The organism is Thiomonas sp. OC7 (assembly GCF_900634595.1).
GTDB classification, from domain to species: Bacteria; Pseudomonadota; Gammaproteobacteria; order Burkholderiales; family Burkholderiaceae_C; genus Thiomonas; species Thiomonas arsenitoxydans.
This window is the reverse complement of record NZ_LR131953.1, coordinates 135542-156528: the sequence shown is the minus strand read 5'-3', so window position 1 is coordinate 156528 and position 20987 is coordinate 135542. Positions and strand designations below refer to the sequence as shown.

The window sequence follows — 20987 nt, the reverse complement described above, 5'->3', positions numbered from 1 at the left end:
CATGTCGGCGGAACCTTCCGCGATGAACCTTCCGACCGAGTGGGCGGTGCAAGCACAGGGCCTGCGCTGCGCACTCGGGGGGCGCACCGTGCTCGAAGGACTGGATCTGCATATCCGCCCTGGGCAGTTTGTCGGCGTGTTCGGCGCCAACGGTGCGGGCAAAACCACCTTGCTGCGCGCCATGCTGGGTTTGCAGCCGCTGGAGTCGGGGCGCTTGCGTTTGCTGGGGCAGGAAGGTGTGTCCGCGCGGGCTCACGTCGGCTATGTCTCACAGCGCGACCCGGTTGGCGCCGACAGTTTTCTGCGGGTGCGCAGCTTCGTCGCCACGGCCTGGCAGGGCGAACGCTGGGGGCTGGGGCTCGGAGGTGCGCAGCCGCGTGCGCAGGCCGTCGATGCGGCGCTGAAGGCGATGGAAATGGGGTCGCTTGCCGAACGCGGCATGGACGCACTCTCCGGCGGGCAGCGCCAGCGGGCGCGCATCGCCCAGGCGCTGGTCAACCCGGTGCGCATGTTGCTGCTGGATGAACCGCTCTCCAATCTCGACCCGCAGGCGCAGCAGCTCATTTTGCAAACGGCGCGCCGGTTGTGTACCGAGCAGGGCATGACGGTGTTGATGACCGCGCACGATATCAATCCGCTGCTGCCGCATATGGATCAGGTGCTCTACCTCGCGGGCGGCCGGGGGCGGCTGGGCACGGTGGATGAGGTGGTCAACGCACCGGCGCTGTCGGCGCTGTATGGTCTGCCGATGGCCGTGGCGCGCGAAGGCGGCTATCTGTTCATTCATCCCGCCGGTGGCTTCATGCCCGAAGAGGCCGCACATTGCGGTCACGATCACGGTCATGCCGGCGAAGGAGAGGGCGCATGATCCTCGGTCTGGAATATGGCTTCATGCGGCATGCATTGCTGGCGGGCAGCGCGATTGCGGTGTTGAGCGCCGCCGTGGGCTATTTCATCACACTGCGGCGGCAGGCGTTTGCCGCGCATGCGCTGTCGCATGTCGGCTTCACCGGCGCGGCGGGGGCCATTCTGCTGGGCCTGAGCCCTTATCTCGGCCTTTTTGCTTTTACGCTGACCAGCGGCGTTGCCCTGGCGCTGACGGGCGGGCGCATCCGCCAGCGCGATATCGGCATCGGCATGGTGCTCATGTTCGCCCTGGGGCTGGGCGTGCTGTTTCTCAATCTCTACACCGCCAACGCGCAGTCGGCGATGAGCATTCTGTTCGGCAGTATTGTGGGCATCACCGCGGCGCAGGCGGGTTTGTCGTTGCTAGTGTGTGTGGCCGGTCTGGCGGGGCTGGCCGTGCTGTATCGCCCGCTGTGCTTCGCCAGTTTCAACCCTGAAGGCGCTCAGGCGCGCGGGGTAAATACCCGGCTACTCGACCTGCTGTTCATCTTGCTGGTGGCGGCCACGGTGGCGATTGCCGTGCCGGTGATCGGAGCCTTGCTGATTTTCGCTTTGCTCATCGGCCCCGCGGCCACGGCGCAGACCGTGAGCCGCAGCATTGCGGGCGGCGTCGGCCTGTCGATGGCGCTTGGGCTGGCGGTGACCTGGGGCGGGCTGGCGGCGGCGTATTACATCGGTTATCCGGCCAGCACCTGGATTGCCTCGCTGAGCTTTGGCCTGTATTTGCTCGGCCATGCCTGGCGCGCTTGGCAGGGCGGCTCGGGTTGAGCCGAGCGCGCCCCGGCTGCGTCAGCCCAGATCGGCATCGAGCACCGCGCCGCGATGCGAACTGCCGACTAGCGCCGCGAACTTGGCCATCACGCCGCGGGTGTAGCGTCTGGCGGGCGGCGTCCAGGCGGCGCGACGCCGAGCGAGTTCTTCATCGCTGACGTGCAGGGTCAGGCTCAGGGAAGGCGCGTCGATGGTGATGCGGTCACCTTCCTGCACCAGGGCGATGGAGCCGCCCACCATGGCTTCGGGCGCGACGTGGCCGACGACCATGCCCCAGGTGCCGCCGGAGAACCGGCCATCGGTGATAAGCCCAACCGACTCACCCAACCCCGCGCCCACCAGCGCCGACGTGGGCGCGAGCATCTCGGGCATGCCGGGGCCGCCCTTGGGCCCGAGATAGCGCAGCACCATGATGTCGCCGGCCTTGATCTTGCCGGCCAGAATGGCTTCGAGCGCGCTTTGCTCGTCGTCGAAGACGCGCGCGGGGCCGGTCATGCTGGGCTTTTTCAGCCCGGTGATCTTGGCCACGCAGCCGTCTTCGGCCAGATTGCCCTTGAGAATGGCCAGGTGGCCGTGGGCGTACATCGGCTTGTCGATGGGGCGAATCACGTCTTGCTCCGCGCTGGGCTGGGCGGGAACGTCCTTGAGATTCTCAGCCACGGTCTTGCCGTTGATGGTGATGCACTCGCCATGCAGTACACCGGCTTCGAGCAGAATTTTCATCACTTGCGGAATGCCGCCAGCGCGGTGCAGATCGGTGGCGACATATCGGCCCGAGGGCTTCATGTCGCAGAGCACCGGGGTGCGCTTGCGAATCACCTCGAAGTCTTCAATGGCAAACGGCACTTCGGCGGCATGCGCAATGGCCAGCAGATGCAGCACCGCGTTGGTCGAGCCGCCCGTGGCCATGACCACGGCAGCAGCGTTTTCCAGCGCCTTGCGGGTGACGATGTCGCGCGGCTTCAGCCCGGCGCGCACCGCGGCGAGCAGCGCCTGGCCGGAATCGCGCGCGGACTGCACTTTTTCCTCATGCACATTCGCCATGGTGGACGAGTAAGGCAGCGACATGCCCATGGCCTCGATGGCGCTGGACATGGTGTTGGCGGTGTACATGCCGCCGCAGGAGCCGCTGGTGGGCACAGAGCATTGCTCGATGGCGTCGAAATCGGCATCGCTCATACGCCCGGCGGCGTGTTCGCCCACGGCCTCGAAGACCGAGACGATGTTCAGATCCTTGCCCTTGTAATGGCCCGGCAGAATGGTGCCGCCATAGACGAAAATGCCCGGCACATTGCAGCGCAGCATGCCGATCATGGCGCCGGGCATGTTTTTGTCGCAGCCGCCCACGGTGACCACGCCGTCCATCCACTGGCCCTGCACGCAGGTCTCGACGCAGTCGGCAATGACTTCGCGCGAGACCAGCGAGTACTTCATGCCCTCGGTGCCCATGGACATGCCGTCGGCAATGGTCGGCGTGCCGAACATCTGCGGATTGCCGCCAGCGGCGCGCACGCCCTCGATGGCGGCGTCGGCCAGGCGCTGCAGGCCGGAGTTGCACGGGGTGATGGTGGAGTGCGCGTTGGCAATGCCGATCATCGGATTGCTGAAGTCCGACTTCTTGTAGCCCATGGCATAGAACATGGAGCGATTGGGCGCGCGCGATGCGCCCACGGTGATGTTTTCGGAACGCAGTTTCTGGGGCATGGCAGGCAGTGGGAGCAGGTCGACAAAAAGTCATTGTCGCGCGGCAAGCGGCGGCGTGCACCGTCATGGAAGCGGCGCAGTAGTATCCAAAGGTAAATATTGGTTTGCCCGCGCGCCGCTTGAAAGGATTGCTCAAGGCAAGCCCGTACACTTCACGCCCATGCTGATCCACCCCGACTTCAATCCCATCGCCCTGCAACTTGGCCCGATCAAGGTGCATTGGTACGGCATCATGTACCTGCTGGGCTTCATCACTTTTTGGCTGCTGGCGCAAAAGCGCCTCAAAGACCAGCCTTATGCGCGCCAAGGCTGGACCTCGCGCGATATCGAAGACTTGCTGTTTGCCGGTGTGTTGGGCGTGATTCTGGGGGGGCGCACCGGCTACGTGCTGTTCTATCAGCCTGACTATTACTTCTCTCATCCGGCGCAGATCGTCGCGGTGTGGGACGGCGGCATGTCCTTCCACGGCGGGCTGCTCGGCGTGATGGTGGCGGCCTACTGGTTTGCGCGCACCCGGCGCTACTCGTGGCTGCAGATCATGGACTTTGTCGCTCCGCTCATTCCGCCAGGCCTGGCGTTCGGGCGCATCGGCAACTTCATCAACGGCGAGTTGTGGGGACGGCCAGCGCCCGCTTGGTGGCCGGGCGCGATGATCTACCCCAAGTCCGGCAGCATGGTGCCGCGCTTTCCCTCCGAGCTGTACGAAATGTTCCTCGAAGGCATTGTGTTGTTTGTGGTGCTGTGGTGGCTGTCGCGCAAAGAGCGGCCGCGCGGTTTCATTGCCGGGTGTTTCTCGCTCGGCTATGGGCTGGCGCGTTTCACCGATGAATTTTTCCGCCAGCCCGATGCGTTTCTCGGCTATCTCTGGTTTCACCTCACCATGGGGCAGTTGCTGTCGATCCCGTTGATCATTCTGGGCAGCGGCATGATCTGGTGGTCGCTGCGGCGCAAAAACCGTCTGCTGGCGCTGGGGCAGTCGGCTTCTTGACATCGGTTTCAGCCTGGCGCCGACGCGCTCTCGGGCGGACCGATGTGCAGGCCGAGCGGCCTGGCGCGCCGCGCCAATTGCAGCACAGCGCGGTCGCGGCTCAACAGGTTTGCTGCATGCTGCGCCAAGGCGAGGTCGAGAAACATTTGGTCGTCAGGATCGGCACACACCAAGCAGTGCTGCGCTGGCGGTGTGGTGCAGCACTGCCCCCAACGCGCAAAACAATCGGCCAACTTATCGGCTGATGCCTGGGGGTCGAACCGCCTGGCCAGCGCCGGATAGTGCAGCACGCGCAAGGCCTCGACCTGCATGGCGGCACAGTAAATCCAGCGCACGCGGCCGCGCTGTATGGCCTCGGCCCAAGGACGCACGCGCGGGTCGTCGAACAGCGCCCAGTCGAGCAGCACCTGGGTGTCGAGAACGCACAGGGCAGGGCGAAGCAAAGGGGAGGTCATGCGGGGGAGGTGTCTGCCGGAACCTGATTGAGCGTTGATCCCTGAACCCTACTGGGACAGGTGGGCAAGGTCACTGCGCTTTGGGGACGTCTGCGCGAGACGTCACGCGCACACACAGAATTTCCAAGCCCGAGGCACAAATTTATCGGTTCAGGAAATGCCGACCCAACCAAACCCGACAGACGAGACTGATTGTAGGGCGATGAATCGTGGCCGGGGAAGAATCAGAGCAATTTGCCCTCGGCGCCCAGGGCATCGTCGAGCTGACGGGTGAGTTGGGCCACGGCCTGCGCATCTTCTTCAAACGCCAGCGACGCCTGCGCCGAATCGCCCGCGGCCTTGTTCGCATTGCGCGACTCGATCAGGCTGTGCGCCAGATTGAGCGCGGCAAGCACGGCGATCCGCTCGCGGGCGCGCACCTTGCCCATATCGCGAATGGCGCACATCTCGGTGTCCACTTCGCGCACGGCGGCCAGCAGCGCGACTTGCTCGTCGGCGGGGCAGGCCAGGGTGTAGGTCTGGCCCATGATGTTCACATCCAGCGTGGTCGTGCTCATGCGTGTGGGTCGGGCTCGCCCGAAATGGAAGGGGTCTGATCCAGCCGTGCCAGCAAGCGGTCGATGCGCTGGGTGGCGTCGTGCAGGCGCTGACGCATCTGGTCGCGCTCGGCTTCGAGCGATTGCACCCGCTCGGCCAGCAAGGCGTTGGTGCGCAGCAACTCGTTGTGACGCAGCAGCAGCCGCTCAACGCGCGATTGCAACTGAGCGATGGCGGGGGAGGGCTGTCGTTCGTCCATGCGAGGCATTCTAAAGTCGGCCACCCGAGAGTCGGCAAAACGACGCTGTCTCCCGGCTAACATGACGGTCGTTGGTGCTCGCGCGGTGGTTCACGCTGCGCAGTTAAACGGGAAACAGGAAGAGCCATGCCCCCGGCAGATGCTCCGGCCTGTGCTGCCCCCGCAACGGTCAGCGACCGAAGGCGCAAGCCTTCCGTTCGGACAAGCTCTCCACTGAATTTTCGGATTTGGGAAGGAGGTTCGGATCGCGTCGCCAGCCCGGATACCGGCCAACGACGAGAAGACGCGCAGCTTCGGGGCGAAGGGGCGCATCAAGGCCAGCCGGGTGCGCGCAGCGCCTGCGAAGGTTGAGATGCGCTCTGGGCCCTGCCGCGGCGCACTTCAGCCGCGCCAGCCGTGCGGGGGAACACGGCAGCGCTCATTCATCCGGAAATTCAGTCATGTCTCAGCAGTTCCCTTCAAACGGCGTTGCTCCAGCCCCGTCTGGGCCTCGCGTGGTCCACTCATCTCAACCGATTTTCTTTCGCACCGCGCTGGCCGCGGCCATCAGTCTGGTCGGGCTGAACGCGCAGGCGCAGACCGCTCCGGCCGACGCCACCACGCTGCCGCCGATCGTGGTGTCGGCCACGGGCTATCCGCAGCCGCTGGCCAATGCCTTGCCGAGCGTCAGCGTGATCACTCGCGAGCAGATCGGGCAAAGCGGTGCGCAAAACCTCACGACCTTGCTGCAGCAGGTGGCCGGCGTGCAGGTGACGAGCAATGGTGGCCCTGGGCAGTCGGGCAATGTGTATGTGCGCGGTTTTGGCGGGCCGGATGTGCTGGTGCTGCTCGACGGCGTGCCCATGAACGCACAAGACACCACGGGCGTCGCGTATCTCAACAACTTCACCGCCGATCAGATTCAGCGCATCGAGATCATCCGCGGCAATGTGTCGGCCATTTACGGCTCGGGCGCGATCGGCGGAGTGGTGCTGATCACCACGCGCGCGGGCAGCAAAAAGCCACAGGCCTCGATCTCGGTCACCGCGGGCAGCCGCAACACGGCCACGGTGTCGGCCAACGCCAGCGGACAGGTCGGCAACACGGCCTTGCAGGCAGGGGTCAGCCGTTATACGACGCAGGGCGTCAGTGCAATCAACCCCGCCCAGCTCAGCAATGCCAACCCGAACAGCAACGGCTACGGCAACACGACGATGAACGGCTCGATCGTGCAGACCCTGGCACCGGGGCAGTCGCTGGGCCTGCGAGTATTCAGTAGCAAGGGCCGCGCCAGCTACGACAGCTATGGCGCCTACGCCAGGCCAACCGATACCAATCTGAGCAGCACCTCGCAGGATCTGTATCAGCTGTTCAGCGACAACCAATTGACCGCCGCTTGGAAGTCTCATCTGAGCGTCTCGCAGCAGAGCACCACCAACACGACCGAGAACTTCAGCGCCTACCCCTACAGCGGTACTTATCGCACCCGGGTTCAGCAACTGCTGTGGCGCAATGTGGTGCAACTCGGCAGCGGCTGGACGGCCACGGGTGGGCTGGAATGGCAGAGCCAGGCTATCAGTTCAATTACCGGTTCGATTCCCTCCAGGGATCGCCATGCCAAGGCGGCCTTCGTCGGACTGGACGGCAGCGTCAACGGCAACGAGCTTCAATTGAATCTGCGCCATGACGCGATCGACGGCTACTCGGGCCAGAACACCGGCTATTTCGGCTACGGACGAGAACTGGGCAGCGGTTTCAAAGCGATTGCCAGCTATTCCACCGCTTTCAATGCCGCGCCGCTGGGCTATCTGTACGCGCCTTACTACGGCAACGCCAATCTAAAGGCGGAGAAGGCGCACTCTGTCGAGGCCGGTTTGCAGTGGTCGCAAGGGGCGAACGTGCTGCGGGCCACGCTGTTTCAGACCAAGGCGACTGACCAGTGGCAGTATGACTTCACGACCAGCACCTTCCAGAACATCGCCAGCAGCCGCACGCGGGGGTTGGAGTTGACCGGGCGCGGCGCGTGGAAGGGCTGGGCGTATGACGCCAACCTCACGCTGCAGCAGCCGGCCGATACAAGCAAGCCCGGCGACCCCACGCTGCAGCGCCGCGCCCGCAGTCTGGCCAATGTCTCGGTCATCCACGAGTTCGCCTCAGTGCTTTATGGCGCTGCGGTGCATTACAGCGGCCCCCGTTGGGATAATGGTTCGACCGGCCGGGTCACGCTAGGGAGCTACACCACGGTCGACCTCACCGCCAGCGGCGCGGTGTCGAAAGACTGGAGCTGGAATGCGCGGGTGCAGAACCTGTTCAACAAGAAGTATCAGACGGTTTACGGCTACAACCGCGAACCGCTGGGCGTGTTCGTCGGTCTGACCTGGCGGCCCGCGTTCTGAGAGGGCGTGAACAAATCCGCCATGCGCTTTGAACGCTCAGTAAGCCCCGGTGCACGCAGTTTGTCGCTGTGGCGTTGGGGCTTGCCGCTGCTGCTCGCCGCGGTCGTCGCGGTGGCGCTGTCGGTCGGGGAGGGTGGCTGGAATGCAGACATCGTCTGGCAGTTGCGCCTGCCGCGGGTGCTGGCCGGCATGGGGGTGGGCGCGTTGCTGGCGCAGGCGGGGCTGGTCATGCAGATTCTGCTGCGCAATCCGCTGGCCGATCCTTATGTGCTCGGGGCATCCGGCGGCGCCGGCTTGGGCGCCATCGTGGCGCTGCTGCTGGGCGCGGCCTTGTGGCTGGGCAGCGTGATCGGGGCGGGCGCAGCGCTGCTTGCGCTGCTGCTCATGGGGCGGCGCATCATGGCGAGCCGCGACGACGAAGCCTCGGCCCAGCTCATTCTGATTGGCGCCATGCTGGCCGCAATGGCCGGGGCGCTGTCCACCCTGCTGCTGACCCTGGTGCCCGATCAACAATTGCGCGGGGCGATGTTCTGGCTGGTGGGTAATCTTTCGGGGGCCACGCATGGCCTGTGGCTGTGCGGGCTGGCTGTGTTGGGCGCCGTGTGGCTGCTGTGGCGTCAGCGCCGCTATGACCGGCTGTTGCTCGGCAGCGAGGCCGCGTGGCTGCTCGGCGAGCCAGTGACGCGGGCGCGGTTGGAACTCGTGCTCTTGGCCGCTTTGGCCACAGGTGCTTCGGTGGCGGTAGCCGGGGCAGTGGGGTTTGTCGGGCTGGTCGTGCCGCAGGCCTTGCGGCTGGTCGGTCTGCAGCGCATGCGCGATCAGGCCTGGGCCGCTCCCCTGGCCGGGGCGGCTCTGGTTGTGGCCGCCGACACGCTGGCTCGCGGGGTTGTCATGCCCTATGAGCTGCCGGTCGGTGCGGTCACGGCACTGGTTGGCGCGCCGGTGTTCATTCTCATGCTGCGGCGGGCGCGATGAAGTCGGACGCCTGGCTGCAGGTCGATGCGCTCGATGTCGTGGCCGCAGCGCATCAGCCGGCCTTGGCCCGCAATCTGTCGTTTCGCCTGCAGCCGGGGCAGCGGCTGGGGCTGATTGGTCGCAATGGCGCGGGCAAGTCCACCTTGCTGCGTCAACTGGCCGGGCTACTTCCTTTGCATGGCGAGCGCGCCGCGGTTCGGCTGGCCGGGCAGCCCTTGTCTGAACTGGGCCCGGAGCGTCTGGCAGCGCTGCGCACCCTCATGCCAGCCCAGCCGCGCGACCGCTTCAACCTGTCGGCGCTCGCCCTGCTCGAACTCTCGCAGCCGGAACCAGACGGACCCTCCGCCCATGAGGCACTGCGCCGAGTGGATGCGTGGGCGCTGCGTGATCGCCCGGTGCTCGACCTGTCCGCCGGTGAGCGGCAACGGGTGAGCCTGGCGCAGGCGCTGGTACAAGGCGCAACCCTGTTGTTGCTCGACGAGCCGGTGGCGTTTCAAGATCCTGGGCATCAGTCCCTCGTGGGTGCGGTGCTGTCCAACCTGAGCGACCGCGTGGTGGTGTTTTGTGCGCACGATGTGAACTGGGTCGCGCGTTGTGCCACCCATGTGCTGGGCCTCGGCTTGCAGCAGCAGGCGCAAGGCTGGTTCTTCGACACCTGCGAGGCTGCTCTGCAAGCCGAGCGGCTGCATCATCTGTACGACTGCCGCTGGACGCAGTTGCGCGACGCCAACGGACTCCGCGCCTGGGTGGCCCTGTAGCGCTCGACTCAAGGCTGCAGCTGCGGATCGCCGATACTTACGCCATGGCAACAACGACCTCGCCCCAGGATACCCCCAAACCCCCGCTCCCCAAGGCCAGCCGCTGGCGTGTGCTCAAGGCCAGGGTGAGCACGGCAACGCGGCTGTTGCTGAGCAAGCTGGGGCAAAACGGACCACAGTGGCTGATCGCCTTTCTGGCGCTGGCAACAGGCGTGGTGCAAATCGGCCCGCAATTCGTGCAGATGCGCCAGGCCGTGCTCAACATCCTGGCGCAGGGTGCTGACGGCATCTCCGGTTTGGCCGATCTGGCCGCGTTTCCGCATGTGATCATCGGCATCGGGCTCATTCTCATGGTGCCGGGCTTGCTGCTGCGGGCGCGGGTGGCCTGGGTGCTCGGGGTGCTGCTCAGCGCCCTGTCGGCCGGGCTGGCACTGTGGGCCGCTCATGGTGGGATCAACGCCACCGTTGCGCTCTCGGGCCTGTTGCTGCTGGCGCTGCTGCTTTACACCAGCCGCTTTGCCCGCAGCAGCCTGGCCGCCAGCTCTCTGTTTGCCCTGCTGGGTGTAGGCAGCTTGCTGATCTACGGCACGCTGGGCAGCCTGTGGTTCGGCGCGGGATACACGCCGCCGATTCGCAGCCTGCCCACAGCGTTTTATTACACCATCGAGACCATGTCCACGGTCGGCTATGGCGACATCGTGCCGCACACTGTGCAGGCACGAATGTTCACCGTATCGATGATCGTGGTGGGCATTTCGGTGTTTGCCACCACGCTGTCGGTCGTGATCGGGCCGCTGATCGGGGGCAGTCTCAAACGGACTCTGGAGGGAAAAATGCAACGTGAACAGCGCAAAAACCATTACGTCATCATCGGCGCGTCGAGCCTGGCTTATGCCATGTGGAAGGAGCTGAGCAGCCGGGGCGTGCCGGTCACCATCATCGCTCCCAGCGGCCACCCCTCGCCGTTTCCCGAAACCGCCGACGTCATCACCGCCGACGCCACGCGCAGCGAAACGCTCGAACTCGCCGGTGTGCCCAAGGCCAAGGCCGTGCTCACCCTGCGCGACGACGATGCCGAAAACGCCTTCGCCGTGCTCGCGGTGAAGGAATTGGCCCCGGGCGTGAAGACCATCGCCGGGGTCAACGACGTGCGGCACGTCAACAAAATCCGGCGTGTGCAACCCGACGTGCTGTTCGCCCCGCAGCTACTCGGCAGTCAGTTGCTCGCGCGCGATCTGTTCGACGAGCCCATCGACAACAGCACCGTTCACAAACTGTTGTTTCCAGAGACTTGAGGCATGAACTGATCAAGCCATGAAAAACGCCCGCAGATGCGGGCGTTTTGTTGCAGTGCCGAAGCCGGATCACTCGGTAATCTTGGCTTTGGCGCGCAGTTCGTCCTGATACTTGGTGACTTCCTGGCGCTGCAGTTCGGCCTGGATTTGCGGCTTGAGTTGATCGAGCGTCGGGGCCTTGGCCGGGCGGGTGGCGTCGAGCTTGATCACATGCCAGCCGAACTGGCTCTGCACCGGCGTCTGGGTGTACTGGCCGGGCTTGAGGGCTTCAAGCGCCTTGGCGAACGGCGGCACATAGTTGTTGGGGGTGGACCAACCCAGATCGCCGCCATTGGCTGCGCTGCCGGTGTCCTTGGAGTATTTCTTCGCCAGCTCGGAGAACTTGGCGCCCTTTTTCAGCTGGGCGATGATGTCCTGAGCTTCTTTTTCGCTCGGCACCAGGATGTGCTGCGCCTTGTATTCGGTGGAGCCGAAGCTCTTGACGAATTTGTCGTATTCGGCCTTGATCTGGGCATCGGTGATGGGATGCTTTTGCAGATAGGCGTTAAACAGCGCGCGGATGAGGATGTTCTGACGCGCGATGCGAATCTCGTCTTGCACTGCGGTTTCTTTGTCCAGGCCGAGCTTGTCGGCTTCCTGCACCATCACTTCACGGCTGATCAGCTCGTTTTTCACCATCTCTTTGAGTTGGGGCGTGACGGCCTGGCCCTGTTGCTTGGCCATGCTGTTGGCGACGGAGTCGGCCAGGGACTGCGGAATGGGTTTGCCATTCACAGTGGCGATGTTCTGTGCCCAGACGGGGGCGGCAAACGCGCAGCTCAATGCGGCAACGGCCAGAATGCGTGAGAGTTTCAACATGAAGTCATCCAGAAGGGGAGGGAACAAACGACCAGGGCGCACGGTCAAGTTTTCAGTGTGCGCTGACCTCGGGAGGGTCTCCGGGGGCCTGGCAATCGAGCACCAACGCATGAATCTCATGGTGCATCATCGAAGCCAATGCATCATACACGAGGCGGTGCCGCGCGAGACGCGAGGCGCCAGCGAACCGCGCGCTGACGATGCGCACGCGGAAATGACTGCCCAGCGCATCGAATCCGCCATGCCCGGCATGAGCGGCGGAGTCGTCGGTCACCTGCAGTGTTTCGGGCTTGAGCGCCTGCTGCAACAGGGTCTCGATGCGATCTCGGCGGGAAATCGGCCCGGACATCAAGCGTTCTCGTCCAGCTTCATATGCTTGGCCAGCAGCAGCGACTGCCCGAGCACGAACACCAGCGTCAGCGCCAGACTACCGAACAGCTTGAAGTCCACCCAGAGGTTGGTGGAGAAGTTGTAGGCGATCACGATGTTGAGCACGCCCATCAGCGCGAAAAAAGCCACCCACGACCAGTTGACGCGGTTCCAGATCGGATCGGGGAGTTGCATCTGCTTGCCCATAAGGGCGCGCATCAGATTCTTGCCCTGAAACAGTTGCGCCCCGGCGAGGATGAGGGCGAACAGCCAGTACAGCACGGTGGGCTTCCACTTGATGAAGGTGTCGTTGTGGAACAGCAAGGTCGCGCCGCCGAAGACGACGACCACGGCCAGGCTCATCCACAGCATCGGCTCGACCTTGCGGTGCTTGAACCAGACCCAGCCGATTTGCGCAAAGGTCGCGGCGATGGTCACCGCCGTGGCGGCGTAAATGCCAGCCACCTTGAATACGATGAAAAACAGGATGATGGGGAAGAAATCAAAAATCAGTTTAGGCATATGAAAAATAAAAAATAGATTTTTTGGGCCGCAGAAAGTTGCCTCAAAGATTGAATGGGCTGCTGGCGCCAGCGGAATAGCAATTGGTCGATGGTATCGGCTTACCGAAGGTACTCCTACCTGCGCCCCTACACCTGGCGGTGGCCGCCCCCATCATCTGTTTAGCGGGATTGTTGCCCGCGGTCCGGGTCATGAGGCGTTCTCCATGTCAGCCTGGACCGGTAGTTTGCGGGCGGATGCGGCGATCTCGGCCCCCGCTGCGGCAAAGCGGCTGTCTTGTTCAGCGATGAGCGCATGGCAGTTTCCAGTTCGTGGTAAAGCGGGATCAGAGATCGATCACATCGCCTTGTTTCGGGCGTTGTACCCGGGTGTTTTTGAGCCGTGCGGCAAACGCGTCCATGCTGTCCGGATCGCCGTGAACCAGGATGGTCTGCTCGGGTTTGAGTGCTTGCTGCCAGGCGAGCAGTTCGCGCTGATCGGCGTGCGCCGAGAAGCCGTTGATGGTGTAGAGCCGCGCGTGCACCGGAATCTCTTCACCAAACAGCTTGACCTTCTTGGCGCCATCGATCAGCAGCCGCGCAAGCGTGCCGCGCGCGGCGTATCCGACAAACACCACACTGGACTCGTGCCGCCCCAGGTTGTGACGCAGGTGATGCCGCACCCGCCCGCCGGTGGCCATGCCCGAGCCGGCCATGATGACCGCGCCGCCCACCAGACGGTTAAGGGCGATGGAATCGGCGGCTTCGCGGGTGAAGCGCAGCCCCGGCAAGGAAAACGGGTCGCTGCCTGCGCGAAACAAAGCGTCAATGGCGTTGCCGTAGCACTCGGGGTGGTGGCGGAAGATTTCGGTGGCGGAAATCGCCATCGGGGAATCGAGAAAGACCGGCAAGGTGCGAGGCAGTTTGCCCGCCTCGATGCCTTCGCGCAGGTAAAAGAGAATCTCCTGCGCGCGCTCGAGTGCAAATGTCGGAATGACGACATTTCCCCCGCGCTTGAGGGTCTCGCTGATGGCCGCGAACAGTTCGGCGATCGAGGGCTCGATGGGTTTGTGCAAACGGTCGCCGTAGGTCGTCTCCATCACCACCGAGTCGGCGCGGGGCGGCAGTTGCGGGTCGCGCAGCACGGCGTGGCCGCCATTGCCCAGGTCGCCAGAAAAAATCACCGAGCGGTGCGCCCCCGATGCGGTCTGTTCAATGCGGATGCTGGCTGAGCCCAGAATGTGTCCGGCATCGAAAAAGGTGGCGCTCAGGCCCGGTGCGAGTTCCAGCGTCTGCCCATAGACCGCGGTGCGGCCGAAAAACTCCAGGGCATTGAGCGCATCGAGCGTGGTGTAGAGCGGCTGTGCCTGGGCGTCGCCGCGACGGTGGGCGTGACGCGTGTTGCGCTCGGCCTCCTCTTCCTGCAGATGGGCGGCGTCGAGCAGCACTACACGGGTGAGTTCACGCGTGGCCGCCGTGGTGATGATCTCGCCGCGAAACCCGCGCTTGACCAACAGCGGAATGCGGCCGCAGTGATCGAGGTGCGCATGGGTGAGCAGCAACAGGTCGATCGACTTGGGGTCGAAGCCGAAGTCCTCGGCGTTTTCCTCGTCGAGTTCATGGCTGCCCTGGAACATGCCGCAGTCGATGAGCACTCGCATGCCCTGCGCATGCAGCAGATGGCAGGAGCCGGTGACATTGCGATCGGCGCCGTGGAAGGAGAGTTTCATGGTTATTGTCCTTGTGGTGACTCGGTTGCGGAGCCTTCCAGCGGCGAGCCGTTGCGGTCATGCCAGGTGCAAATGCCCTCCCAGGCCTCCCGCGCGTCTTCGGCAAACCAGAACAGCCGGGCATCTTCTTCGTCGATGCTGCCGGCTTCGAGCAGAAAGTCGACGTTGAACACGCCGCGCCAGTACGACTCGCCGATCAGCACGATGGGAATGGGAGCGGATTTGCGGGTCTGGATCAGCGTGAGTGCGCCGAACAGTTCATCGAGCGTGCCGAAGCCGCCCGGCAGCGCGACGATGGCTGCGGCGCGCTGCATGAAGTGCAGCTTGCGCAGCGCGAAGTAATGGAACTGAAAACACAGCCCCGGCGTCAGGTAGGGGTTGGGGTATTGCTCGCGCGGCAGGGAGATGTTCAAACCCAGGGTTTCAGCCCCCGCCTCGAACGCGCCGCGATTGGCTGCCTCCATGCCGCCAGGGCCGCCGCCGGTCATCACCGCGAGCCCTGGAATCCGCGCTGCGCCGATCATCTGGCCGAGTTCGAAGCCGATTTGGTAATAGCGCGACAGCGCCATGCGGCGCTCGGCCAGACGCAGCGCCCGGGCGACGGCCGCGTCGTGCGGTTGCTCGGCAGCCTGACGCCGGGCTTGTTCGAGCTCGCTTCGCGCCGTCTGCGGCTCGCGCAGCCGCGTGCTGCCGAAGACCACGATGGTGCGAGTGATGCCGTGCGCCTGCAACGCCTGCTCGGCTTTTTCATAGTCGAGCTGCAATCGCAGGCCGCGGTGCGCGTCGGTATGGAGAAAGGCCACATCGCGGTCGGCCTCGACATACGACGGATGCTCCATGATGGCGCGCAGCCGGGCCTGCGCCTGTGCCTCTTCTTCGACCGGTTTGGGACGTTCCCAAGGCAGCGGTTGGGTGCGCTTCGTTCGATGGGGCGGTTGCGGGATGCGGGTTGAATCACTCATCGCTGGGCCACCTCGGCGCTGGGTTTGTCATCGGCCTGCTTGATGCGGCGCACGAAGGGCAGCATCAGAATGACGTTGCTCAGCCCCATCTCCTCGCGCACCTGTTTCATCGCCAGACACTTCAGGTCAAAACCCTCGGCATGGGCCAGGTCTTCACCGAGGATGCGACGCAACTGTGATGCTGCGCGGGGGGGAGCCGGTCGAAGCAGCCCCGCAAATCACTTCTTGCGCATCGGGCAGGTGCGAATGCCGAGCACCATGTAGAGCGGACAAATGCCCACCGCCCCCGCGACCAAAGGCACAACGCCAATCCAGCCCCAGAGTCCAATCACATGGGTCAGCGTCAGGGCGATAAGCACCAGACCCACTATCACGCGCAAAGCGCGATCCAAGGTTCCTTCATTGACTGACATGAGTGTGTTTCTCCGGATGTATTGAACGAATAGGCCAAGTTGAACGGTTTTGACTCTAGCAGCATCCTGATACATCAGGGCTTATCGGAAATCCGTACGCTGTGCATCCGTACTGAAGCATGCTGCAGGGCATGACAGGTATTGCGCCCCGACTTTTTCATCACTCCCCATTTTCCCATGACTGTAGACGACCTTAAAACCCAATTTCGCCAGCAATCCCAGGCCGCGCTTAGCCTGAACATCGCTTACATCGGCGTCGTCAACGGCCTCTTCAGCACCCTGCATCGCCTGGGCACGGCGTCTGCCGCCACCTTGGCCGATGCGGCCGGGCTCGATTCTGCCTATGTGCTGCGCTGGTGCGACGCCGCCTACGCCTTCGGTTATCTGGAGGCACAGGGCGACGTCTTCCGTCTTACGACGACAGGCGAAGCCATGCGCCCCGATGCGCCGGGCACGCTTATGCCGATGGCCGTGCAATCCGTCCTGTCGGCGCACATGGCCGAGCGCGCGGCGGCGCTGATGCGCACTGGGGAACGCCCAGGCGAGCAGGTTTTGGCTGAGCGCGACACCGTGTTGCCCTGGTTCGGGCCGATGCTAGAGGCGAATTTCGCCTCGATGTTCGAACAAACGATTTGTCCGGCAGTACCCGCTTTCGCCGATGTGGACGCCCGTGGAGGTCTTGCCGTCGACCTGGGCTGCGGCAATGGCTGGTATTTGCGCGCACTGGCGCGGCGCTGTGGCAAGCTGCGGGGGTTGGGCATCGACGGTTTCCAGGAGAACATCGCCCAAGCCGAAGACATTGCGCGGCAGCAGGGCTTGGCCGACAGGCTGCGTTTTATCCAGGGTGACATCCACGCGCTCACGCTGGAAGAACCTGCCGACCTGATTGCGATGAACCGCGCCCTGCATCATGTATGGGAGAAAGACACCCACACGCTGTTCACCTGGCTGCGCGGCAATCTCAAGCCGGGCGGTTATGTGGTGATCTGGGAACCGGCCTGGCCGGCAGACCGCACCGCCTTGCGCGAACCCAGCCGTAAGGGGCTGGCGTTCCAGAATCTCAGCGAACATGTGCAGGGCAACCATTTTCTGCGGCCGGAAGAAATCCAGGCGGCTTTTGCCCAGGCGGGTCTGCAGTCGCAGGTGCACCTCTTCGCACAGGGCAACGAGGCCGTGGTCGTCGCACAGAGATAAAGCCGTAGCGAACCTGCGGCGTTGATCCTTTGCTCGCCGGCCCAGCCGCGAGGGCTCTCAAGTTGAACGGTTGGTGCGGGCCGCGGCCAATGCCCGCTTCGTCCGAGATGAGGACGTCGGCGCGGCGGTTTTGTGCGTCAGCCGGCACGCCGGCACGCCGGCACGCCTGGCCTGCGCTGATCGGGCTGATGTGGGGGCGCTGATCCTAGAGTTTGCCCCGCACGACATCGGCTGGCTGTTGCCGGTGATCCGCGGTGTGGCATTCTCGGCGCCGCTTACCATGTTCACAAGTCGCATCGCCCCGGCGCACTGGCTGCGGCGGCTTCGGTTGCTGCTGACCCCGGAAGAGACCGATCCGCCAGCAAGCTCGCCGTACTGCAGACCCCGCCCCTGAAGGGCGCCATCGCTGCGCACCGATGGCGCAGGCCGATCCCCTGGCGCAAGAACTGAGGACACATTGATGCATCGACGCGATTTTCTGCGCGGCAGTGCGGCGAATTTCGCCGCGCTGGCGCCCTGGCCAATGGAATTCAAGCAAGAAAATCGGCCGCCACCGGCGCCGGCGCGCGGCATCGCCCACTTCGGAGAGCCGCAGCAGTTCTCCTTCGACTGGCTGAAGGGGCTGGCGCAAGCGAAGTCGCTCACCGCCTACAGCGAACCGGTCGCGCCGCTGCCGGCTGCGGTGCAGAAGCTCTCCTGGGACCAGTGGCAGTCGATCAGCTACCGTCCCGAGCGGACGCTGTGGTGTGAGGACGATCTCTTCTTTCGCATCCGCTTCGATCACCTCGGCTACACCATGAAGCGCTCGGTGCGCATGTACGCCGTGGAGCGCAATACCGCGCGCCAGATCCTGTTCGATCCGACACTGTTCGACTACAGCCGCTCGGGACTGAAGCCGGGTGAGATTCCGAAGCAATTAGGCTTTTCCGGATTCAACGTGCTGTTTCACACCAACTGGACGGACGACCGGGCGGTGTTCCAGGGCGCCTCCTACTTCCGCGCCGTCGACGCCAGCGGCCAGTACGGCATGTCACAGCGTGGACTGGCGATCGACACTGGCATGGCCCGGCCGGAGGAATTCCCCGACTTCGTCGCCTTCTACCTGCAGAAGCCCGCACCCGAATCGACGCTGCTCACCGTGTATGCCCTGCTCGACTCCCCGAGCGTCACCGGCGCTTATCGTTTCATCATCGATGTGGCGAGCACCCTGGTGATGGACGTGGACTTCACGCTCTACCCGCGCCGTCGGATCGAGCGGCTGGGCATCGCGCCGGGCACCAGCATGTATCTGGTCGGGGAAAACGACCACCGGGTGGCCGACGACTGGCGCCCGCAGATCCACGACTCGGACGGCCTGCAGATGCACACCGGCGTCGGTGAGTGGATCTGGCGGCCGCTCACCAACCCGGCGCATCTCCAGGTCAATTCCTACCTCGACGACAATCCGCGCGGTTTCGGCCTGATGCAGCGCGACCATAACTTCGCCGACTACCAGGACGACGGGGTCTGGTACGACCGGCGGCCGAGTTGCTGGGTCGCCCCGAAGGGTGCCTGGGGCAAGGGCGCGGTCATGCTGGTGGAAATCCCCACCATCGATGAGACGATGGACAACATCGTGGCGTTCTGGAATCCGGCCGAGGAAATCGTTCCCGGCCGCGACTACAGCTACGGCTACCGCCTGTACTGGTGCCGCGAGAATCCCTTCGCATCCCGACTCGGACACGTCCAAGCGACCCGCGACGGCATCGGCGGAATCGTCGGTCAGAAGCGCAGTGAGTTCTCCTGGCGCTTCGTGATCGATTTCGTCGGCGGCGATCTGCCGATGCTGGTCGCCAGCGACAAAGTCCGCGCCGTGGTCAGCACCTCGCAGGGCCAGGTACAACTCGTGTCGGCCCGCCCGTTGCTGCCCCTCAAGGGCTGGCGCGCGATGTTCGACCTGGTACCCGGTGAAGCCGTAGAGCCAATCAACCTCAGGCTGTTCCTGCAGCTCGACGGCCAGGCGCTCACCGAAACCTGGATCTACCAATACACGCCGCCGCCGCTCGCCGTGCAGCGCAGTTACGTCCAGACCTGACCATGGCGCCTCGGGGGCCTGACGCGCAGCGGCTGGTCTGGGGGCGCTCAGGAATCCGGCTCCGGCGTCTCTTCCCCCAGTTGCGGAGCTGGCACCCAGAAAAAGCCCAAGGCATGGGCCAGGCTTCCCAGGCGCTCGCTGGAGGTCCAGCTGATCAGCCAGGGCGAACTGAGCAGCCCGAGCGTGATCGGCGAGAACCACAGGCCGACCACCGGGTCGAACCAGGCTAGCGCGGCGAAGGCCAGGCCGAGCACGAGGTGCTCGCGCAGGTCGGCAAGGGTCGACAGCACTGGGATGCGGCGAGCCTCGCGCACCTGGGCCGACCAGCCGGAGGGAATTCCCAACGCCATTGCCAGCAAGCTCTTGGTCTGGGTCATCATGATCACCGGCGCCATCAGCATCGCCAGGGGAATATCCAGCGCCACGGATCGCACGATGCGCGCAGCGCCGCCGAAGCTGCGTCTGCGGGCGGCGGACGACAGCATCCAGGTCAGTCCCATTAGCTTGGGGCCGAACAGCAGCAGCAGCGTGAGCCACAGCACCCAGGAAGTCGAGATCCCCATCAGCGTGGCCTCGCGGGAAAAGATCACCTGCAAGGCGCTGGTCAGCAGCAGCAACAGCCAACCCGGCGAGGTCAGGTAGGCCGAGGCGCCGAGCAGCAGGTGCAGCCGACTGGCCCAGTGCAGCCCCGAGGTGCCGAGCAGCCGCAGGTGTTGAAGATTACCCTGCATCCAGCGCCTGTCGCGCTTGGCGTAGTCGATGATCGACGGCGGGAATTCCTCGTAACTGCCGTCGATCATCACCATGTGAACCGCCCAGCCACGTCGGCGCAGCAGAGCCGACTCGAACATGTCGTGGCTCTGAATATGGCCGCCTAACGGATGCTTGCCCGGCAACTCGGGCAGGCCGCAGCTCTGCGCGAACGCGCGCGTGCGCACGATCGCGTTGTGGCCCCAGAAATTGGCTTCCGAGCCCGACCACCACAGCAGGCCCGCTGTGGCGATGGGGCCGTAGGCTTCGCTGGCGAACTGCATCCAGCGCTGGAACAGGGTGTGCGCGTTGGTGATCATCGGCACCGTCTGCAGCAACCCGATCGACGGCCGCTCCTCCATGATCGACGCCATGCCCACGATGGCGTCACCGCTCATCAGGCTGTCGGCGTCGAGCACCAGCATGCACTCGTAGGCGGCGCCGAACCGGCGCACCCAATCGGCGATGTTGCCCGGCTTGCGCGCGGTGTTGTGCTCGCGTCGGCGGTAGTACACCGCGATGGGGGCCTCGCGCGCCAACGCGAGCCACGCCGCCTGCTCGCGCTCGCCGTTGTCCTCGCTCGAGTCGCTCAGCACGAAAAAGTCGATCCAGGCGGCTCCACCTGCCGCAGCGATGGAGCACGCCATGGTGCGCACGCGGCCGAAGGTGGAGTCGACATCCTCGTTATAGATCGGCATCAGTACCGCGACGCGATGGCGCAGCGGCTGCGCCGGGCTGGGCACCGGCGTGAAGCCCGGATGATCCCCGCTGATCAGCTTGTAGAAGCCGATGGCCGAATTCACGAAACCGAAGGAGATCCACCCGAACAGCGGCACGAACATCACCAGCAGCACGATGTCGAGCGCGTTGACCTGCTCGCGCGCGAGCACCATGCGCAGTTGCGTGGACGCCGCCAGCGCGAGCACGGCCGTCAGCGCGATGAGCAGCAGGCGCTTGATAAGCAGGCCGTGCGGCTGGGTCTTCACCTCAATCGCCCCCGGAGGCGGGCCGTCCAGGCGCTGGATAGGCATGTCGAGCGCGGCCTCGGGAGGCAGCATCGGGGGCGCGGGGTTTATCGCGTGATTAGCGGACATGGCGTATGCGTGCGCGGTGA

Annotated in this window: 22 protein-coding genes and 1 riboswitch; of the genes, 10 read left to right on the top strand and 12 right to left on the bottom strand. The window is 64.5% G+C overall.

The features are described 5' to 3' along the window. The first annotated feature begins 22 nt into the window (after positions 1-22). Together BIO17B3_RS00800 and BIO17B3_RS00795 are read left to right on the top strand one after the other, a co-directional pair. A complete protein-coding gene (locus tag BIO17B3_RS00800) occupies positions 23-868 on the top strand; it encodes a metal ABC transporter ATP-binding protein (protein ID WP_156052615.1) in 846 nt (281 codons plus the stop codon). After that, on the top strand, positions 865-1674 hold the full coding sequence (locus BIO17B3_RS00795; protein WP_156052614.1) for a metal ABC transporter permease: 810 nt from the start codon (positions 865-867) through the stop codon (positions 1672-1674). The genes BIO17B3_RS00800 and BIO17B3_RS00795 overlap by 4 nt, the downstream gene beginning before the upstream one ends. Positions 1675-1695: 21 nt before the next feature. Here the strand turns inward: BIO17B3_RS00795 and ilvD are convergent, their stop codons facing one another. After that, complete coding sequence (gene ilvD / locus BIO17B3_RS00790) at positions 1696-3381, bottom strand: dihydroxy-acid dehydratase (RefSeq protein ID WP_156052613.1); 1686 nt, start codon at positions 3379-3381, stop codon at positions 1696-1698. Between the two features lie 160 nt (positions 3382-3541). Here ilvD and lgt point away from each other — a divergent pair, with 160 nt between their 5' ends. Then, complete coding sequence (gene lgt / locus BIO17B3_RS00785) at positions 3542-4369, top strand: prolipoprotein diacylglyceryl transferase (protein ID WP_156052612.1); 828 nt, start codon at positions 3542-3544, stop codon at positions 4367-4369. 8 nt (positions 4370-4377) lie between these two features. Here the strand turns inward: lgt and BIO17B3_RS00780 are convergent, their stop codons facing one another. The 3 genes from BIO17B3_RS00780 to BIO17B3_RS00770 form a co-directional block, all read right to left on the bottom strand. Further along, positions 4378-4824, bottom strand: a complete 447-nt coding sequence (locus tag BIO17B3_RS00780; protein ID WP_156052611.1) for a putative toxin-antitoxin system toxin component, PIN family — start codon at positions 4822-4824, stop codon at positions 4378-4380. 224 nt (positions 4825-5048) lie between these two features. After that, positions 5049-5381, bottom strand: coding sequence for a cell division protein ZapA (locus BIO17B3_RS00775; protein ID WP_156052610.1), 333 nt, complete (start codon positions 5379-5381; stop codon positions 5049-5051). Continuing rightward, complete coding sequence (locus tag BIO17B3_RS00770) at positions 5378-5620, bottom strand: hypothetical protein (protein WP_013105817.1); 243 nt, start codon at positions 5618-5620, stop codon at positions 5378-5380. The genes BIO17B3_RS00775 and BIO17B3_RS00770 overlap by 4 nt, the downstream gene beginning before the upstream one ends. A 55-nt stretch (positions 5621-5675) precedes the next feature. After that, positions 5676-5909: riboswitch (cobalamin riboswitch) on the top strand. 151 nt (positions 5910-6060) lie between these two features. On the opposite strand from BIO17B3_RS00770, the gene BIO17B3_RS00765 reads away from it, so the two are divergent. From BIO17B3_RS00765 to BIO17B3_RS00750, 4 genes are read left to right on the top strand one after another with little or no spacing between them, the layout of a single operon-like run. Then, positions 6061-7995 carry a TonB-dependent receptor domain-containing protein gene (locus tag BIO17B3_RS00765; protein WP_156052609.1) on the top strand — a complete coding sequence of 645 codons (1935 nt, stop codon included), beginning with the start codon at positions 6061-6063 and terminating at the stop codon, positions 7993-7995. 6 nt (positions 7996-8001) lie between these two features. Next, positions 8002-8970 (top strand): iron ABC transporter permease, encoded by a 969-nt coding sequence (locus tag BIO17B3_RS00760; RefSeq protein WP_232054140.1) that lies wholly within the window; start codon positions 8002-8004, stop codon positions 8968-8970. Then, positions 8967-9728, top strand: coding sequence for an ABC transporter ATP-binding protein (locus BIO17B3_RS00755; protein ID WP_156052608.1), 762 nt, complete (start codon positions 8967-8969; stop codon positions 9726-9728). Before BIO17B3_RS00760 ends, BIO17B3_RS00755 begins: the two co-directional genes overlap by 4 nt. Positions 9729-9772: 44 nt before the next feature. Beyond that, a complete protein-coding gene (locus tag BIO17B3_RS00750) occupies positions 9773-11023 on the top strand; it encodes an NAD-binding protein (protein WP_156052607.1) in 1251 nt (416 codons plus the stop codon). A gap of 69 nt (positions 11024-11092) precedes the next feature. Here BIO17B3_RS00750 and BIO17B3_RS00745 read toward each other — a convergent pair whose 3' ends face one another. The 7 genes from BIO17B3_RS00745 to BIO17B3_RS00715 form a co-directional block, all read right to left on the bottom strand. After that, positions 11093-11881, bottom strand: a complete 789-nt coding sequence (locus tag BIO17B3_RS00745; protein WP_013105822.1) for a peptidylprolyl isomerase — start codon at positions 11879-11881, stop codon at positions 11093-11095. A gap of 52 nt (positions 11882-11933) precedes the next feature. Next, positions 11934-12230: a BolA family transcriptional regulator gene (locus BIO17B3_RS00740; RefSeq protein ID WP_156052606.1), complete on the bottom strand. Its 297-nt coding sequence runs from the start codon at positions 12228-12230 to the stop codon at positions 11934-11936. Beyond that, on the bottom strand, positions 12230-12772 hold the full coding sequence (locus tag BIO17B3_RS00735; protein ID WP_013123089.1) for a septation protein A: 543 nt from the start codon (positions 12770-12772) through the stop codon (positions 12230-12232). Before BIO17B3_RS00735 ends, BIO17B3_RS00740 begins: the two co-directional genes overlap by 1 nt. A 325-nt stretch (positions 12773-13097) precedes the next feature. Further along, positions 13098-14480, bottom strand: coding sequence for an MBL fold metallo-hydrolase RNA specificity domain-containing protein (locus BIO17B3_RS00730; protein WP_156052605.1), 1383 nt, complete (start codon positions 14478-14480; stop codon positions 13098-13100). Between the two features lie 2 nt (positions 14481-14482). Beyond that, positions 14483-15442, bottom strand: a complete 960-nt coding sequence (locus tag BIO17B3_RS00725) for an LOG family protein (RefSeq protein WP_156052604.1) — start codon at positions 15440-15442, stop codon at positions 14483-14485. Further along, positions 15439-15615 (bottom strand): hypothetical protein, encoded by a 177-nt coding sequence (locus BIO17B3_RS00720; RefSeq protein ID WP_156052603.1) that lies wholly within the window; start codon positions 15613-15615, stop codon positions 15439-15441. Before BIO17B3_RS00720 ends, BIO17B3_RS00725 begins: the two co-directional genes overlap by 4 nt. Positions 15616-15660: 45 nt before the next feature. Beyond that, a complete protein-coding gene (locus BIO17B3_RS00715; protein WP_013105826.1) occupies positions 15661-15855 on the bottom strand; it encodes a DUF2892 domain-containing protein in 195 nt (64 codons plus the stop codon). A gap of 177 nt (positions 15856-16032) precedes the next feature. Between BIO17B3_RS00715 and BIO17B3_RS00710 the strand changes: the two genes are divergently transcribed. From BIO17B3_RS00710 to BIO17B3_RS00700, 3 genes are all read left to right on the top strand, one after another. Next, positions 16033-17049 (top strand): trans-aconitate 2-methyltransferase, encoded by a 1017-nt coding sequence (locus BIO17B3_RS00710; protein WP_156052602.1) that lies wholly within the window; start codon positions 16033-16035, stop codon positions 17047-17049. Positions 17050-17122: 73 nt separating this feature from the next. Further along, a complete protein-coding gene (locus BIO17B3_RS00705; RefSeq protein WP_156052601.1) occupies positions 17123-17443 on the top strand; it encodes a hypothetical protein in 321 nt (106 codons plus the stop codon). A 66-nt stretch (positions 17444-17509) separates the two neighbouring features. Then, complete coding sequence (locus BIO17B3_RS00700; protein ID WP_156052600.1) at positions 17510-19123, top strand: glucan biosynthesis protein; 1614 nt, start codon at positions 17510-17512, stop codon at positions 19121-19123. Positions 19124-19170: 47 nt separating this feature from the next. Here the strand turns inward: BIO17B3_RS00700 and mdoH are convergent, their stop codons facing one another. Beyond that, entirely contained in the window at positions 19171-20967 is a 1797-nt protein-coding gene (gene mdoH / locus BIO17B3_RS00695; protein ID WP_156052599.1) for a glucans biosynthesis glucosyltransferase MdoH, read from the bottom strand. Positions 20968-20987 lie beyond the last annotated feature (20 nt).

Coding starts and splice junctions, on each gene's coding strand:
- BIO17B3_RS00800 (WP_156052615.1), top strand. CDS start 23: ATGAACCTTCCGACCGAGTGGGCGGTGCAAGCACAGGGCCTGCGCTGC.
- BIO17B3_RS00795 (WP_156052614.1), top strand. CDS start 865: ATGATCCTCGGTCTGGAATATGGCTTCATGCGGCATGCATTGCTGGCG.
- ilvD (WP_156052613.1), bottom strand. CDS start 3,381: ATGCCCCAGAAACTGCGTTCCGAAAACATCACCGTGGGCGCATCGCGC.
- lgt (WP_156052612.1), top strand. CDS start 3,542: ATGCTGATCCACCCCGACTTCAATCCCATCGCCCTGCAACTTGGCCCG.
- BIO17B3_RS00780 (WP_156052611.1), bottom strand. CDS start 4,824: ATGACCTCCCCTTTGCTTCGCCCTGCCCTGTGCGTTCTCGACACCCAG.
- BIO17B3_RS00775 (WP_156052610.1), bottom strand. CDS start 5,381: ATGAGCACGACCACGCTGGATGTGAACATCATGGGCCAGACCTACACC.
- BIO17B3_RS00770 (WP_013105817.1), bottom strand. CDS start 5,620: ATGGACGAACGACAGCCCTCCCCCGCCATCGCTCAGTTGCAATCGCGC.
- BIO17B3_RS00765 (WP_156052609.1), top strand. CDS start 6,061: ATGTCTCAGCAGTTCCCTTCAAACGGCGTTGCTCCAGCCCCGTCTGGG.
- BIO17B3_RS00755 (WP_156052608.1), top strand. CDS start 8,967: ATGAAGTCGGACGCCTGGCTGCAGGTCGATGCGCTCGATGTCGTGGCC.
- BIO17B3_RS00750 (WP_156052607.1), top strand. CDS start 9,773: ATGGCAACAACGACCTCGCCCCAGGATACCCCCAAACCCCCGCTCCCC.
- BIO17B3_RS00745 (WP_013105822.1), bottom strand. CDS start 11,881: ATGTTGAAACTCTCACGCATTCTGGCCGTTGCCGCATTGAGCTGCGCG.
- BIO17B3_RS00740 (WP_156052606.1), bottom strand. CDS start 12,230: ATGTCCGGGCCGATTTCCCGCCGAGATCGCATCGAGACCCTGTTGCAG.
- BIO17B3_RS00735 (WP_013123089.1), bottom strand. CDS start 12,772: ATGCCTAAACTGATTTTTGATTTCTTCCCCATCATCCTGTTTTTCATC.
- BIO17B3_RS00730 (WP_156052605.1), bottom strand. CDS start 14,480: ATGAAACTCTCCTTCCACGGCGCCGATCGCAATGTCACCGGCTCCTGC.
- BIO17B3_RS00725 (WP_156052604.1), bottom strand. CDS start 15,442: ATGAGTGATTCAACCCGCATCCCGCAACCGCCCCATCGAACGAAGCGC.
- BIO17B3_RS00715 (WP_013105826.1), bottom strand. CDS start 15,855: ATGTCAGTCAATGAAGGAACCTTGGATCGCGCTTTGCGCGTGATAGTG.
- BIO17B3_RS00710 (WP_156052602.1), top strand. CDS start 16,033: ATGACTGTAGACGACCTTAAAACCCAATTTCGCCAGCAATCCCAGGCC.
- BIO17B3_RS00700 (WP_156052600.1), top strand. CDS start 17,510: ATGCATCGACGCGATTTTCTGCGCGGCAGTGCGGCGAATTTCGCCGCG.
- mdoH (WP_156052599.1), bottom strand. CDS start 20,967: ATGTCCGCTAATCACGCGATAAACCCCGCGCCCCCGATGCTGCCTCCC.